This is a genomic window from Rickettsia lanei, from assembly GCF_056242675.1.
This window is the reverse complement of the sequence record NZ_CP172233.1, coordinates 468,619-481,966: the sequence shown is the minus strand read 5'-3', so window position 1 is coordinate 481,966 and position 13,348 is coordinate 468,619. Positions and strand designations below refer to the sequence as shown.

Sequence of the window (13,348 nt, the reverse complement as noted above, 5' to 3'; positions counted from 1 at the left end):
TTATTCTATAATTTCAGATTTATTAAAGAAAAATTCGATTTCTCTTTTCGCACTATTTTCACTATCTGAACCATGAATACTATTAGCCTCAATTGATTCGCCTAAATCTTTTCTAATAGTGCCTGCTTCAGCTTCAGCAGGATTAGTTGCACCCATAACGGTGCGGTTTAAAGTTATAGCATCCTCCCCCTTAAGCACTTGAAGTACTACCGCTCCTGAAGTAATATATTCAACTAAGCTATTAAAAAATGGTCTTGCTCTATGCTCATCATAAAAACATGCAGCTTCATATTTAGTTAAAAATTTCATTTTCTGAGCCACTATTTTTAAACCGGCATTTTCTAAGTAAGTATTAACTTGCCCTATTTTATTCCTTTTGATAGCATCAGGCTTAATCATTGAAAAAGTATATTGTATTGTCATTTTGTAACCTATTTATTATAATTATTAAATGTATTTTTTAGCTGAACGATTCCATATTAAAGCAAATAATCCTCCTCCTAAAAGAGCAGAAATACTGAAAAATATAAATACCCCATTCCAACCATAATTATCGCTAATCCATCCTACGCCGACTCCCGCAATAGCCGCTCCTAAATAACCAAATAACCCTGATAATCCATTAGCCGTACCGACAGCCTGACGGGTACTAAAATCAGCAGCTGCTATACCTACAAGGAGCTGAGGTCCTGAAACAAAAAAGCCTATTAAAGAAAGAATTACTATACTTAATAATTCACTGTGAATAGGAAGTTTCCAAAACAAGACTAACAATAAGCTAAGCAATACCATACATATGGATGCAACAGGACCTCGACGACCTTGAAATAGTTTATCAGATAAAACACCTGCTATTAATGCCCCTGGGATACCTATCATTTCATATAAACCGATTTGTAAGCCTGCATTTGCAAGACTTATATTACGTAAATCTTTTAAAAATGTTGGAGCCCAATAAATTACTCCGGAACGTATTATATAAACAAACATGTTTGCTAAACAAACATACCATATTAGCTTATTACAAAAGACCATTTTAAGTAATTGTGGAGTTAATAGCTTCTCATAATCTCCTATAGCTTCAAGCGGATATTCTTTATATTCCTCTACGGTAGATAAACCTACTTCTTTTGGAGAATTACGAAGCCTATTATATAAAAAAAGCGATACTACACAAGCAACTACACCTGGAACAAAAAAGGCAGCTCTCCAATCAAATTTATCGATTAAATAACCGCAGCTTATCATAGCAAGAGCACCACCTATTTGATTAGAAGTTGCACCCATAGCCCATTTAGTTCCAAGTTCTTTTGAAGCGAACCAGTGAGTAAGCATCTTTGTTGCAGGAGGCCAGCCCATAGATTGAAACCAGTTACTGGCTATCCATAAAATTCCTATAAGCCATAAAGAATCTGAAAAACCTATTAGCATAGTAATGATCCCGACAAATAAAAGACCCAAAACCATAAATATCCGAGCATTAACTTTATCGCTAATAAACCCGTTACACGCTTTACTAACTCCATACATAATAGATGAAGCAGTTAATATCCAGCCAATTTGTGTTTTAGTAACCCCAAAATATTCTCTTATAGCAGGAGTTGCTATATTAAAATTCTGACGACAAAAATAAAAAGTTGCGTAACCTATAATAATAGAATACAAAATCCTTACTCGCCAACTATTATATTTTTTTACATATGGCGATCTTGGAGTTTTAATTTTGGATCTTGTATTTATCATATTATAAACTCTCCGACTATAAAAAAAGCAAGTTTAAGAGTCTAGCAGTAAATAAATTTGCATTAATAATTAAAGAGCTTTTTTGCTACAAATTATAAGATTTGTGTTATTCATATTTCACACAAATCTTATAATTTGTAGCAAAAAAGCTCTTTAATTATTAATGCAAATTTATTTACTGCTAGACTCTTAAATTTGCTTTTTTTATAATATTAAATTTTAACAAATTCTATTTTTCGGTTTTATTTACCAAAACTTTATACTCTTTATTTAAACCTTTAACGGCATATATCCATAATATTACTATTACAAAGAATATAGAAGCAAAATAAGGAGTTGCCTCTACAAAACCAAAAGCAGGAAATAAAATAAAGAATGTAGATTGAATAATAGCACCACCTGATTTACCAAATCTTCCTCCGATAACTTCAACAGCAGCTTGCCCTTTTACTCGTAAATCCTTATCAAGCGGAATATACGCCATGTTTTTAGTGGCATCAAATAAAGAATATTTTACACCTTTACTTAAAACATTTTGAATCATACCGATCATAACAGCAAATGCTAAAGGACCTGAAGCAAGAATACCTGTTAAATGCATAGCAATAACACTATCAAAAAAGATAAATGCAAAAAACGCTGCACCGGTAATTAACATCATTAATGGAGTTATCATAGCTGCAGTTAGCCATGATACTTTTCTTAAAATATTACTACCTATAAGCATGAAAGCAATTGCAACCCAACCCTGATAAAATTGGAACTTCCCCATATATATAGTGTAAGCCTCTTTCGTCGGATATAATTCTTTTACTTTGGATTTCCAAACACCTTCAACTAAATTTACTGAAACACCGTAAGCAATAAGTAACAATGCAATATAACCTACATACTTAGAAGTAAAGATCATTTTAAAACTGTCTATTAATGACATTTTAGCTTTAGTTTTCTTTTCTTTTACTAATGCCGGATCATAAAGTCTAGGATCGGTTAGAACGTTTTTATTCATCCATCTATATGTTAATATTACTAAAAAGCTACTTGTTATCATTATAACAAATAAAGGTATAAATTTTAGATGTTCTGCAACTATTTGAGTTTTTTCATGCAAGCAATATCCAATAATTACGGATGTTACAGGCAATGCTAAATTAGCAAGTAAACCAAACATTGAGTAAAAACGTTTAGCTTCATCGGTTTTAGTAATTTGGTTAGCAAATTGCCAAAATAATAAACTAAGCATCATTGTTCCCCAAAGCTCTGCCATAGTATAAAAAGATGCAAAACTCCATTTCCCAACTATTCTTATAAACCATTTGAAATTAGGATAAACTACACTCCAAGATTCTATGGTTTCAGGATCAGGATGAACTAAATCAGGGTAAGGGTAAAGAACAAACGCAAATAATGCAAAATACCCTAAGAAAAATGAAGTAATAACATAAAACACGTTTTCTTGCTTTAAAATATCGCAGAGCTTAACATAAATTACCATAGCGATTACGGCAGAAGGTAGTACTATATATGTTTTTAAGAAACTTATTGCTTCTGCTCCTATATCCGTTACTACAAACCCGTCTTTAATTGAACGAAGCGTTGAGTAGTTTAATAAAATACAGAACATCATAAACGCCATAGGAAGAAACTTCTTATTTTCATATCTTTCTATAGGCCAAATTACCTTGCTTAGTTCTGAGAGATAATTGTCATTTTTGGGAGTATTCATAAATTAAATTTTTCTATTTATTTTGAAGATAAATATTATACTAGAATATGTTAGAAAAGTCAAACCTATTGATTTTTCTCAAAAGAAATAAAATAAAATTATTAACTATAGGATGCGTAAAAGAAATATGACAATTTATTTACTTGATTTTAGTTTCTATCTATAATTTTCTATTTATAAATTATTATAATAAAATATATGTCCAAATTAAAAACAGCTCTATTATTAACTGCTATAATTTTTATAACAGGTTGTAAAAGTAATATGAAAAATGAAAACAATATTTCATGACCGCAATATGTAACTTTGAACATTCAAACCTTAAATAGTTCAGAGGATAAAACTATTAGAATAAAGGCAAAAACTTTAAACTTTCCGTTATCTTCAGAAGATTTACGTGATATATCTATTTTAGAAAAGAAATATGATCAAGAAGAAAATTGTGCAGAACTTGCTGCACCGCAAATAGACATATCAAAATGTATAATAATATTTGCAGTACATGAAGATGCAGAGTTAAAAAAATGGCATCCTGACCTTAAGGATACAATGCCTAAAACTATTTGGATTAACCCCTCATATAAACCGATAGGTATTGATAAACATGAAGATTACGAGGGATGCTTTTCTGTTGAAAATGCTACAGGACCGGTAGCAAGATTCAAGAAAATTCATTATCACGCATATGATATAAATGGCAATCAAATTCAAGGTATCGCAGAAGGATTTTTAGCAAGAGTTATCCAGCATGAAATCGATCATCTAAACGGAAAAGTATTTTTAGATTATATGTAGCTCCAAAAAAAATAATGACTAAAGCAGAATATTTAGAAATGCGTAAAAAAGCAATGGAGCAGGAAAATATAAAATCTTAGAGTTCTCTAAATCTCAAATATCATTCTAGCTAAAATTTGAGTGTGTCATTCCCGCGAAAATTTACTTTATATTATTTGGTATAATACTATTTAATCGGATACGGGACACATGCGATGTTCGCCTAAAGCTTCATCTTCATCACCTGTTACATTATTTATAATTTTTCCGCCCATGAATAATGTAGAAGAACCGCCACCGTCTAAATTGATTGCCGATTCATATCCAAGTTAACATATTAATATGCAAGTTCTGTTTTAGTTAATCCTATCACAGTATAATTAACAAGGTGTTTTTCTAAAATTTTTAAAGCTTCAGGGATTATTAATTTATCAACATTTATTTCTTTCTCTTTCCGTAATATTGATCTTACTTGCACAAGCTTAAGGTCTTTGACATGTTGCTTATAAATATGTTCGACTACAACTATAACTATAGTGCCGTCATTACACACTCCTAAGGCAGTACGAGCATGAGCCGGATCATCTTGCTTTGGATTATCTACAATATTTTTACCGTTTTGAACCAATAAGGGAATACCGGTTACTATTGAAGCAGTGTTACTTAAATTTATAAGCTTACCGTCTTTATCGATAAATTCCAAAATTAACTTTACAGAATCATTTATATTTACTATCGGCAAACTTGTTGCTTGTGGAAAGGACAATATAAAGCCTTTCTGTGGGATTTGACTATCACCATGCTTACTTATTGCCGTAAAAATAAAATTTAACCATAATGCCTCTTTACTTGGAGAGAATCTCTTACTCTTTTCCGTCCATATTTTAACTATTTCAAAAAGCCTGTTAAAATAAGGTTTTATTGTATCTTCATGCATATTGTAAAAATCGCGATCATCACGTTGTATAATATCTGAACCGTATCCGTAAGAAACATAAAAAATGCTTTCCGGCTTTAATGCAGCATGAATTTTTATACACATTGATTGTTTCATTATAAGGTACATAAAGGAGAGTTGCTTCAGCCCAAACACCATCAAACGACTCCTTAAAATCAATATCTTGAAAAGTGGAGTGCAGTACATCTATTCCGGTTGCTTTTGTAGCTCATTTAACCATTTCGGTTGAACCGTCAAAAGCAGTAACTTGATATCTTTGACTTAAAAAATATTTTGTATCACGACCAACTCCGCAACCTGCATCTAAAATATGAGCCTGTTCAGGTAAATAGCTAGTAAATGCTTTATAGTTATCAGACAAATCTGCATTGATTGTTCTGCTATAAAACTCTTGAGCGTTATTATTATAATATTGTATATTTGTCCCAACTATTAGTATATTTATACTCACCAAACAATAACATACAAATAGAAAATACATATAATTTCTATTATATATTAGACTTCTTTTCGAACTCGCTTATAGGGAGGCATTTGGAGGAAACACGGAACGCAGCACCGCAGCGTATAAAAAAGTACGTGAGGATGCGAGTACCGGATTGACGTACAAATTACCCCTAGAAGTAGAGTTCCAAAAGAAGTCTATTGACTATTAGACTTAAAAATGGTCTACTTATCAAGAATAAGGCTTAAGGTTTATATGATAAAAAAAATAATATTTGGAATAGCTATTTTACTTAGTACAAGCTGCTTTGCCAATAGTACAACTTCTGACGGCTCAAAAAAAGATGCAGCAAAAACTAACGATGTTACAACACAAAAAATTATAGATGATTTTTCTGCTTACGCCGGTACTATAAAACCGGAAGTACGGGAGGAAATACAAAAATATAGAGTAGCAATAGTCAAGATTAATAAGAAGAAACGTGAACTATATAACAGCCTTTCTAAAGAGGCTCAAAATTTTTTAGCAGAGCAACAAAAATATAAACAAAAACTATCTATCTCTAAGCTAACGGTAGAAAACGACCAAAAGAATAATACTGTTGATTCTAATGATAATAAGAGCAAAGATACAAAATAAATTACTTTTCTTAGCCGTTATTGTACGGGTCAAAAATCGTCATTGCGAGCAGCCGTAGGCTGTGGCGGCAATCTCATGAAATAATAAACAAACTCTCCTGAGATTGCTTAGTCAATTGCTACGCAATGTCCTTGCAATGACGGATAAACCTATCCACAACAACTCCGCTTTTTAGCTAGGTATTTCATAAATCTGCTCTACTACACCATCAAGACCCATTAAAAAAGTATAAACTTTTAATTGGGGGAATTTTTCTTTTATTATATCACGGGCCTTGTTTAAAATTGCTGCATGTGCTGCCGTTTCTTTTTCCTTGGTATTTAGCTGTTCCTGACCTATAAGTATTTTATAAGCTCCACATTCTCTATGATCAAGAAAAACAATTTGTTTTATGTTATGTAATTTTTGCAAAATCTCAATAGTATCTTCTATTGTTTTTCCCCAATAAGTATATTTGTCGTTAATAAGAGCAAGCGATGCACCGGGCAGTGATACTTTATCAAAATTATCTTCTAATCCTAATTGCTTCATTAATTTATCTGTTTCGTCTATTAATCTAAAATCTACACAACTAATTAAAAGAGTAGAAGCTTCATTTAATGTTTTTAAATGTGCATTACTGACTTCTACCTTTACAACTTTCTTATTGGCAATTATATCATTGTTAGCAGCGTAAAGATTTAAACTAGACACCATAATAAACCCTAAAATTATATATTTTACATGTATCATACAATTTTCCTATTTAAAAATATTTCTTACAGGCTTTAAAATAAGAATAACCTGTAATGATTGTTAAAAAAGCGGCAATCCATAAAATTATTTCCCCTACTATATCTAAATAAATAATTCCTGAACCTTTTGAGCCTAGTATCAATATCGATAAAGCAAACATTTGTAAAAACGTTTTGACCTTAGCAAGTCTCGATACAGGCACACTAACCTTTACTAGAGCTAAAAATTCGCGAAGACCGCTAACTAAAAATTCTCGTGCTAAAATTAATAAGCAAGGTATCTCATCTACATTATCTTTTTTTAGTAGCATGATAATAACGCAACCTACAAGTAGCTTATCTGCTATAGGGTCAAACATCTTGCCGAAACTTGTAACTAAATTATATTTTCTTGCTATATAACCGTCCAAAAAATCCGTAATACTAGCTAAAACAAATAATAATGCCCCAAGTGTACGTGCAAGTGAGTTATTTATATAAAATACCAGTATAATAACTGGAATTACCATTATTCGAGCAATAGTTAGATAATTAGGTAAATTTTTATCTATTCTCATTAATTAATTAAATTTATTAATATAATATTGTTGAATGATGGATAGAATATTATTCCAAGACCAATATATTAAAAGTCCAACAGGAAAACTACTAAACATAAATAAAAAAATTAGCGGCATAAATTTCATTACTTGAGCTTGCATCGGATCCGCAGGTTCAGGACTCATTTTTTGCTGTAAGAACATAGTAATAGCCATTAAAATAGGCCATGCTCCAATCATTAAAAATGACGGCGGCGCGAACGGTAATAAGCCAAATAAATTAAAAATAGTAGTAGGGTCAGGTGCAGATAAGTCTTTAATCCAGCCGTAAAACGGTGCTTGCCGCATTTCAATAGTTACATACAATACTTTATAAATGGAGAAAAATACCGGAATTTGCACAAGTATAGGTAAACAACCAGCTACCGGATTGACTTTTTCTTTTTTATATAAAGCCATAATTTCTTGATTTAAACGTGCTTTATCATCACTGTATAAATTTTTTATCCTATCAATTTCCGGCTGTAAATTTTTCATTTTTTTCATCGAACGATAAGACTTATTGGCTAAAGTAAACATTAATAGCTTAATTATAACCGTAACAATTAATATACTAACACCGAAATTACCGACATAGCCATAGAAAAAATTCATGGCGTAGAAAACCGGTTTGGTAATTATATAGAACCAACCGAAATCAATAGCTCTATCAAATAATTTAATATCATATTGCTTTTCATATTTATCAAGCAAGTCTACTTTTTTTGCTCCAGCAAAAATTCTGCTTCTAATTGAAAAATTTTTGCCGGGCTTTATTATTTGTACCGGTGAAATAAAATCTACCTGATATCTTTCAATCCCTTGCTTAAGAGCATAATTAAAATTCGAGCTGTAATTACTTGATTTATCCGGAATCAAGGAAGATAACCAATATTTATCGGTAATTCCTATCCAGTCAACCTTACTTGCTGCAAATTTTTCACTTTTCTTATCTTTAATATCATCATAAGAATATTCTTTAAGATTCTCGTCTATACACCCGATAGGTCCTTGATGTAATATATTCACCGCTTTCTCTACAGCAATATATTTACGATTTATTAAACCGTAAGATTGCACAGGAAGTTCTTTATCACTATTATTAACGATGGTTTGCTCTATAGTAAATAAATAGTTTTCATCGACAGTAATAGTAACTAAAAATTTAACTCCGTCTTCATTAACCCAAAATAAATGCACAGGTTTTTCAGGACTTAATATTTCACTATCACTATTCCATATAGTATCGTTGTTAGGGAGTTTTACACTAGATAAATTACTAACTAAACCAACTTCAGCAAAATATGCATTTTCTGTATTAGCCGGTGAAAATAATCTCACTTCAGGACTATTTTTAGATAAATCTTGTTTATATTTCTTTAATATTAAATCATCAAATCTAAGTCCTTTTAATGAAATAGAACCGGTAAGTGATTCAGATTCTATTTTAATACGCTGTACTTGACTTTCTTCTTGCACAACAATACCAGTTGCAGGTTCGACTAAAGCTTTTAACTGTTGTTTCTTTAAATTTTCTGCTTTCTGCACTGCTATTTGCTGTTGCTGTTTTTTTTGTTCAGGTTTTACAACAAAATACTGCCAACCGAAAATTATACTTAAAGACAGTATAATAGCGGCTATTAAATTAATTATATTATTATTCATTCCTAGGTCTTAAATTTTAATATTTTTAAAGCTTTAAGTTTTAAAGCATTTAGAGCAAATAATCAAGTAGTATAATATACTTCTTTGCTTTCAAAAGTAGTGCATATCCAAGCTGAAAGACAACTTCCATCTTGGATACAAATTTAATTTATTTTTTTATTTTTACTACTTTTCATTTTACTTCGGATATATTATACCACTCCTACATTCTGAAATATTTTTAATTTAAATTCAGGAAGTATAGAAATGAAATGTTCAGAAATATTGTCCTGTATATTTTCATAACCTACTAAATTTACTTCTTTAACAAAGATATATATTTCTATAGGCAACCCATTAATCGTAGGTTCAAGCTGTCTTACTAGAAAAGTAAACCCTTCGGTATAAACTGCTGGATTATTTTTTAGATATTCCTGAATATATAATTTGAATAGTTTAATGTTGGTTAAATCTTTCTCTTCTTTATCAAGAGTGATTTTATCTATTACATCCTTTGATATATAAGGAGATTTTTTTAGTGCTTTTAAAATAGTAGCATCACAGAAGTTAATAGTTGCCATATTAATATTAAATACTCTCTTTACCCTTCTTGCTCCTGATTCACTAATTCCTCTATAATTAGTTACGTTAGAATTTAAAATGCTGTAAGTAGGAACTGTGGAAATAGATTGGTCAAAATTCCTAATTGTTACTACGGAAATAGTAATTTTTTCAACTGTTCCTTCAATTGCGCCTATACGTACCCAGTCTCCAATATTAATAATTTCTTGAGTAGTTAGTTGCAAGCTTGCAAGTAATCCTAAAACGGTATCTTTGAAAACAAATGTTAAAAGAGCTGCGGCTGCACCTAAGCTTGTTAAGAATGTACTAAGCGAAATATTTAATATATATGAAATAGTTACCATTGCTGCAATAACTATGACAATAATTTTTAATATTTGAAAATATAAGCTAAGCGGTGCATTTTTTGTAACGGCTTTGATTCTATTGTGATACAGATCTGCAAAAGCATCTATAAGCGTTAATAATAACATCGTCACAGATATACCAGTATATAAGATTACTATAGTATCTTTGATTCCCAGTAATACATGTGCTTTAAAAGAAGTAGGATGAAAAATCTTTCCCCAACATACAAAGTAAAGTGCTAATAAAGCATGTAATAAATAACGAAATATAGGATATTTTTTTATCCTTTCATAATCATCATAATGATGTCTAGTTAAATAATTTTTTACCGGAATAAAAATTAATCTTTTAATTAGAAATATCACCGGTATAAGAGATACTAACATAAAAAACAATAATACTAACTCAGTACTTGAGGTATGATATAGATCCATTAAATATTGCATATTTTACCTATCATTATTATTATAAATATAAATCTTTTTATTATTACTAAGAATTTTATTTTTATCAATAATTCTAACTCAAAAGAATTGTGTATTGCTAAGCAAATATAGATACTGTCATTGCAAAGCCACGAAGCAGCTGCAGCAACCCATAAAAATAATAAAAAACTGAATTGCCTAGTCAATTACTTACGTAATTTTCTGTAACTCAGACGTTAAATGAATTAAATAACTTATTTATCTATGACATTTCCTAATATCAATCCAGTTATTTTCTCTATAGGTCCACTTGCTATCTCTTGGTATTCTCTTTCATATGTAATAGGAATTTTGCTAGGCTGGTTCTATGCAAATAAAATTATAGAAAAATTTAAGCCTCAAATTACCAAAAAAAATCTAGAAGATTTCATTACTTATGCCGTTATAGGCATAATAGTCGGAGGCAGACTAGGGTTTGTTTTATTATATAACCCTTCTAGATATTTTTCAAATCCAATAGATATCTTAAAAACTTATGAAGGCGGGATGTCTTTCCATGGCGGAGCTTTAGGGGGGATTATTGCTGCTTATTTGTTTTGCCGAAAATATAAAATTAATTTTTTAAGTCTCACGGATATAATAGCCCCTGTAGTACCTATCGGATTATTTTTAGGTAGGATCGCTAATTTTATTAACGGCGAACTATACGGACGTATTACAAATGCTTCTTTTGGTATGATTTTTCCGAATAGCGATTTGATGCCAAGACATCCTAGTCAATTATATGAAGCTTTTTTTGAAGGTTTAGTATTATTTAGTATCTTAGCATATGCAACATTTAAGCACAAAACTCTTAAAAAGTGCGGTTTAAACTCAGGAATATTTTGCACATTTTACGGTCTTTTCCGAATCACTATTGAAATATTTAGAGAACCCGACATACAAATCGGGTTTATTTTAGATAGCTTAACTATGGGACAAATTTTATCTGTACCTATGTTACTTTTAGGAAGTTATTTAATATGTCAATCGAATCCAAAATAAGACAATTAATTGATCAAAACGGTTATATTACTTGCGATGTCCTCATGCAGGAGGTATTAAACTTAAATCCTACTTCCTATTATAAGCAAGTAAAATCATTAGCTAATGAAGGTGACTTTGTTACGGCTCCTGAAATTTCACAGCTATTCGGTGAAATTATCGGCTTATGGTGTATCAGAGAGTGGCAAAGAATTGGCTGCCCAAAAAGTCTTAGTTTAGTAGAGCTTGGTCCTGGTCGAGGTCTATTAATGCGTGATTTACTACGTACTGCAAAATTAGTACCGGAATTTTATAAAGCCTTATCAATTGAACTAATAGAAATTAATAAAAATTTTATTGCTTATCAAAAGGCTAATTTACAAGATATTAATTTACCGATTAGTCATCAATCATTTGTAGAAGATATACCAAAAAAACCTACTATAATAATAGCTAACGAATTCTTTGATGCTATACCGATAAAGCAATATATTAAAGTCAAGGAATTATGGTATGAAAGAATATTTGTAGTGCAGCCGGTAGATGAAAGAATTAAATACGATAAAATAAGGGTTAATAAGCAATTACAAGAATATCTGCTGTGTACTCATATTGAAGCAAAAGACGGGGCAGTACTTGAAGAATCTTATAAATCGATAGAAATTATAAAATTTATAGCGCAGCATCTAAAAAGACTAAGCGGCAGTGGCTTAATAATAGATTACGGCTATGATATAGCTCCGAATGGTAGAACTAGATATCAATATAATCAAACATTACAAGCGGTTAAAAACCATAAATATTGCCCCATCCTTGAAAATCTTGGAGAAGCTGATTTATCGGCACATGTGGATTTTTATGCATTAAAGACGGTAGCTAAAAACAGCAAAATAAACGTAATAGATACAATATCGCAACGAGATTTTTTAATAGAAAATGGAATCTTATTACGTAAACAAACATTGCAAGACAAGCTTAATGATAGACATCTTGCCAAATTCGCTTATAGAGAGGAATTTAAAGGAGACACGCAACGCAGCACCGCAGCGTACACTTTAGTACGTGAGGATGCGAATATCGGATCGACGTATAAATTACCTCTAAAAGTAGAGTTTGGAAAGATGTCTGAGCAGGCACAAATAATAGAAAGACAGGTAGAAAGACTAATATCACCGAAACAAATGGGAGAATTATTTAAAGTATTACAAATTATGAATTAATTTAGGTTTTGTGGACATTTCTAATTTGTTGCTGCAAATTATAAGATTTTTTTGAAATATGACTAACTATTCCGCAAAAATCTTATTAATTTTTGTTACAAAATACCTCAAAATAGCAAATCAACTAGCAATGTCCACAAAAAAACCTAGGTTCTGAGTCTTGATTATAAATGGACAACTTTAAGTCCCCTTCTTCACATTTCAGCATGGCTTCAAATTCTTTTTTATACGCTCTTCGGTTTTTCCTGTAAGATGTAAGACACATAAGCAGTATCATTGGATATACGGAACCGCTATAAACCCCAAAACTTCGAAATTCACAATCAGCATCTCGGTACTTAATCCATAAATTTGGGGATTTTTTAAGTAAATTAACTTGTTCTCGTTTGTCTGAAATATTGTTTTAATATTTCTTGGTATATTTGATTTAGTTTCTTATCAACTTTCTTATATTCTGCAGCGACACAATAATTCATGTCACCTTGTGTCATGGTATTATTACAATCAAC

The 13,348-nt window shown here is 30.9% G+C and carries 12 protein-coding genes and 3 pseudogenes; 5 read left to right on the top strand and 10 right to left on the bottom strand.

Going from position 1 to position 13,348, the window contains the following annotated elements; genetic code table 11:
• From ndk to tlc1, 3 genes are all read right to left on the bottom strand, one after another.
• A complete protein-coding gene (gene ndk / locus ACHBLB_RS02875) occupies nucleotides 1-423 on the bottom strand; it encodes a nucleoside-diphosphate kinase (protein ID WP_010976767.1) in 423 nt (140 codons plus the stop codon).
• 24 nt (nucleotides 424-447) lie between these two features.
• Complete coding sequence (locus tag ACHBLB_RS02870; RefSeq protein WP_475842489.1) at nucleotides 448-1,743, bottom strand: MFS transporter; 1,296 nt, start codon at nucleotides 1,741-1,743, stop codon at nucleotides 448-450.
• A 229-nt stretch (nucleotides 1,744-1,972) separates the two neighbouring features.
• The gene (gene tlc1 / locus ACHBLB_RS02865; protein WP_475842487.1) at nucleotides 1,973-3,469 is read right to left on the bottom strand and encodes an ATP/ADP exchange transporter Tlc1; all 1,497 of its coding nucleotides are present in this window, start codon (nucleotides 3,467-3,469) and stop codon (nucleotides 1,973-1,975) included.
• 306 nt (nucleotides 3,470-3,775) lie between these two features.
• Here tlc1 and ACHBLB_RS02860 point away from each other — a divergent pair.
• Nucleotides 3,776-4,261, top strand: a pseudogene (locus ACHBLB_RS02860) (peptide deformylase); the annotation flags it as partial.
• Nucleotides 4,262-4,580: 319 nt separating this feature from the next.
• Here ACHBLB_RS02860 and ACHBLB_RS02855 read toward each other — a convergent pair.
• Together ACHBLB_RS02855 and ACHBLB_RS02850 are read right to left on the bottom strand one after the other, a co-directional pair.
• On the bottom strand, nucleotides 4,581-5,285 hold the full coding sequence (locus ACHBLB_RS02855; RefSeq protein WP_475842485.1) for a phosphodiester glycosidase family protein: 705 nt from the start codon (nucleotides 5,283-5,285) through the stop codon (nucleotides 4,581-4,583).
• A gap of 124 nt (nucleotides 5,286-5,409) precedes the next feature.
• Nucleotides 5,410-5,652, bottom strand: a complete 243-nt coding sequence (locus ACHBLB_RS02850; RefSeq protein WP_475842483.1) for a class I SAM-dependent methyltransferase — start codon at nucleotides 5,650-5,652, stop codon at nucleotides 5,410-5,412.
• Between the two features lie 49 nt (nucleotides 5,653-5,701).
• Here ACHBLB_RS02850 and ACHBLB_RS02845 point away from each other — a divergent pair.
• Nucleotides 5,702-5,851 (top strand): annotated as a pseudogene (locus ACHBLB_RS02845) (palindromic element RPE1 domain-containing protein); the annotation flags it as partial.
• Nucleotides 5,852-5,901: 50 nt separating this feature from the next.
• On the top strand, nucleotides 5,902-6,285 hold the full coding sequence (locus tag ACHBLB_RS02840) for a hypothetical protein (protein WP_475842481.1): 384 nt from the start codon (nucleotides 5,902-5,904) through the stop codon (nucleotides 6,283-6,285).
• A 171-nt stretch (nucleotides 6,286-6,456) separates the two neighbouring features.
• Here ACHBLB_RS02840 and ACHBLB_RS02835 read toward each other — a convergent pair whose 3' ends face one another.
• The 4 genes from ACHBLB_RS02835 to ACHBLB_RS02820 all read right to left on the bottom strand — a co-directional run bounded on the left by ACHBLB_RS02835 (nucleotide 6,457) and on the right by ACHBLB_RS02820 (nucleotide 10,617).
• Nucleotides 6,457-7,017 carry a carbonic anhydrase gene (locus tag ACHBLB_RS02835; RefSeq protein WP_475842479.1) on the bottom strand — a complete coding sequence of 187 codons (561 nt, stop codon included), beginning with the start codon at nucleotides 7,015-7,017 and terminating at the stop codon, nucleotides 6,457-6,459.
• A gap of 13 nt (nucleotides 7,018-7,030) precedes the next feature.
• Nucleotides 7,031-7,576, bottom strand: a complete 546-nt coding sequence (gene pgsA, locus ACHBLB_RS02830; protein ID WP_475842477.1) for a CDP-diacylglycerol--glycerol-3-phosphate 3-phosphatidyltransferase — start codon at nucleotides 7,574-7,576, stop codon at nucleotides 7,031-7,033.
• Between the two features lie 3 nt (nucleotides 7,577-7,579).
• Nucleotides 7,580-9,262, bottom strand: a complete 1,683-nt coding sequence (gene yidC / locus ACHBLB_RS02825; RefSeq protein WP_475842475.1) for a membrane protein insertase YidC — start codon at nucleotides 9,260-9,262, stop codon at nucleotides 7,580-7,582.
• A 191-nt stretch (nucleotides 9,263-9,453) separates the two neighbouring features.
• Nucleotides 9,454-10,617, bottom strand: coding sequence for a mechanosensitive ion channel family protein (locus tag ACHBLB_RS02820; RefSeq protein WP_475842473.1), 1,164 nt, complete (start codon nucleotides 10,615-10,617; stop codon nucleotides 9,454-9,456).
• Between the two features lie 243 nt (nucleotides 10,618-10,860).
• Here ACHBLB_RS02820 and lgt point away from each other — a divergent pair, with 243 nt between their 5' ends.
• Both lgt and ACHBLB_RS02810 read left to right on the top strand, forming a co-directional pair.
• On the top strand, nucleotides 10,861-11,640 hold the full coding sequence (gene lgt / locus ACHBLB_RS02815) for a prolipoprotein diacylglyceryl transferase (RefSeq protein ID WP_475842471.1): 780 nt from the start codon (nucleotides 10,861-10,863) through the stop codon (nucleotides 11,638-11,640).
• Complete coding sequence (locus ACHBLB_RS02810; protein WP_475842469.1) at nucleotides 11,619-12,839, top strand: class I SAM-dependent methyltransferase; 1,221 nt, start codon at nucleotides 11,619-11,621, stop codon at nucleotides 12,837-12,839. The genes lgt and ACHBLB_RS02810 overlap by 22 nt, the downstream gene beginning before the upstream one ends.
• Nucleotides 12,840-12,959: 120 nt before the next feature.
• On the opposite strand, the pseudogene ACHBLB_RS02805 reads toward ACHBLB_RS02810, so the two are convergent.
• Nucleotides 12,960-13,330: pseudogene (locus ACHBLB_RS02805) on the bottom strand (lysozyme inhibitor LprI family protein).
• Nucleotides 13,331-13,348: the final 18 nt, after the last annotated feature.